This window comes from Bacillus cereus group sp. BfR-BA-01524 (assembly GCF_022662595.1).
GTDB lineage: Bacteria > Bacillota > Bacilli > Bacillales > Bacillaceae_G > Bacillus_A > Bacillus_A thuringiensis_S.
In genome coordinates this window covers 1-2,048 of sequence record NZ_JAKUDW010000213.1, presented here as the reverse complement: position 1 = coordinate 2,048, position 2,048 = coordinate 1, and the positions used below count along the sequence as shown (strand labels likewise).

The window sequence follows — 2,048 nt, the reverse complement described above, 5'->3', positions numbered from 1 at the left end:
TAGTCACAAGAAAGCTGTAGAAGAAACCTTGGAGGATTTAAAGAACGGAGAAATTAGAAAAGTTGTATTTACAGGAAATCAAGGGACGGCAAAAAGTTTCTTAGCATACAGTATGCTTCATGAATTAAATCAATATTTTTGGGATATCAGTCAAAAAGAAGAAAATTATAATCTTATGAAAAGTTGCTTGTACGTTGAATTAGAAGCAATAACAAGAATGATTATGGATTCTTTTGATGATAAGAGCAGTAAATATACACTTCAATATTTCGTCCAATTAATTGGACAAGCTGATTTGGTGGTATTAGATGATCTTGGGGCAGAAAGCGGGTCAACTGATTCGAATAGACAGGCATCGGATTTCATTCAACGCCTTTTATATGCGGTATCAAACGCTAGACAAGGAATGAGTACATTTACTACAACAAACTTTACCGGAAAACAACTTTTTAATAAATACGATGCTAAAACAGTTAGTCGTTTATTAGGGGATTCAAGGGTTTTGAAATTTACAACAGCTGATCAAAGGCTTACAAATTTAGGTTTCTAATAAGGAGGAATAAGCATGTGTGCATTATGCCGTAATACAGGGATTATTTGTAAAGAAACTTACCCAGGTGTAATTGAAACGAGTGGTTGTAATTGCGAAGTAGCAATCCAGCAGCAAGAAGAAAACGATAAGCGTTGGCAAGCATGGTTAATAAAATTTGAGTCAATGAAACAAGAGTTACAACCTAAGCAGCAACAAAAAGTTATCTAACAAGAAAAAGGGGGATTTCAGTCGTATGAAGCCTACGAAAGTTGAAATCAATGTTACTGATAATAAAATTTATGTGGTCAAGAATGGTGAGGTTACGCTACTGAATCCTCCAGTAACAGGATTCGGGGAACAAGTAATTACTTGGCAAGGTGGAAAAGTTGATCGTGTTTCAACTACGATCACGGAAAAAATTAAATAACTGGGGATGCGATTATGAAGCAATTAACTATTGATGATGTTATAGGGAGTTTCCGCTACAACGCTATAAGCACCAGTGAAAAGTTTTTCAATCCAAGCTTTGAAGTACATTTTTACGATAAAGAGGAACGGCAAAAGATGGATTGCTTTGATGCTAGGAGTGAAGCTGAAGCTTGGGATGCAACAATAGAAGAGCATGGGAAAGGTATTCAGAAGATTAGGATAACTCATTCGAAGCGTACCAGATCAGAATTTCTGGAACTAGACTAGGAGGGATAGAGAAAATGAAAAAGGTAATTGAAGAATATATCAATCATTTAAAACAGTCAGCAGTAGAGAACAGAAAGGAATCAGACAAAGCGTATGAAAATGGCGATTTAGGTTTATCAGGATACTTACGTGGGCAATGGATTGCTAATGAAGGAATAGCAACTGCGTTAGAGACTATCTTAACTCAACACAGAGAGGGAAATGTGAGTTCAAATTTAATAAAGTAAGACCAAATTTGAATTTTGTTCAGAAGGAAAATTCAGTGGGAAATTAATGAGTAAAAGGAAGAATCCCTGCGTGGGCAGGGATTCTGGAGGAGAAATAACTTTGTCGCATAATGTTGAAATTTGATGTATTCAACAAATTAATATTATTATGAATTTTCAATCGATTACGGTGTTCAATGTGTCAAAATGTGTAAGAATTTCATATAAAAGCGTTATTTAAATTGAGTATAAGTATGTTCTTAAGGATTGATTCCTATTCCATTTGGCGAAAACCCGACAGGAATAGTAGCAATCACAGTATTCGTTAATCCATCAATTACGGTAACATTGCTAGGAGGACCGGATACAACGGTATAAATTCGATTAGTAGATGAGTTAACTCCTATTCCCCTTGATCCAAAATTACCTGGCTGATTTCCAGTAGGAATAGTGGTAATAACGGTATTGGTTGCGCCGCTAATTACAGACACGTTATTGCTTCCGCGATTTGGTACATATATAAGATTGGTAGATAAGTTAACTCCTATCCCTCCCCTCGGTTCAACGCCGACAGGAATAGTAGTAATTACAGTATTCGTTAATCCATCAATTAC

General features: G+C 35.8%; 6 protein-coding genes. 5 read left to right on the top strand and 1 reads right to left on the bottom strand.

Annotated features, from left to right (window positions below):
* The 5 genes from MR170_RS30425 to MR170_RS30405 all read left to right on the top strand — a co-directional run.
* A partial coding sequence (locus MR170_RS30425) for a P-loop NTPase family protein (RefSeq protein WP_481746798.1) occupies positions 1-550 on the top strand: 550 nt, incomplete at its 5' end.
* A gap of 15 nt (positions 551-565) precedes the next feature.
* Positions 566-760, top strand: a complete 195-nt coding sequence (locus tag MR170_RS30420) for a hypothetical protein (RefSeq protein WP_242310605.1) — start codon at positions 566-568, stop codon at positions 758-760.
* Positions 761-785: 25 nt separating this feature from the next.
* Positions 786-959, top strand: coding sequence for a DUF3954 domain-containing protein (locus tag MR170_RS30415; RefSeq protein ID WP_242310603.1), 174 nt, complete (start codon positions 786-788; stop codon positions 957-959).
* A 14-nt stretch (positions 960-973) separates the two neighbouring features.
* On the top strand, positions 974-1,228 hold the full coding sequence (locus MR170_RS30410) for a hypothetical protein (protein WP_000811858.1): 255 nt from the start codon (positions 974-976) through the stop codon (positions 1,226-1,228).
* Positions 1,229-1,242: 14 nt separating this feature from the next.
* Positions 1,243-1,455, top strand: coding sequence for a glyoxalase (locus tag MR170_RS30405; protein ID WP_242310601.1), 213 nt, complete (start codon positions 1,243-1,245; stop codon positions 1,453-1,455).
* Between the two features lie 239 nt (positions 1,456-1,694).
* Here the strand turns inward: MR170_RS30405 and MR170_RS30400 are convergent.
* A partial coding sequence (locus MR170_RS30400; protein ID WP_481746797.1) for a YncE family protein occupies positions 1,695-2,048 on the bottom strand: 354 nt, incomplete at its 5' end.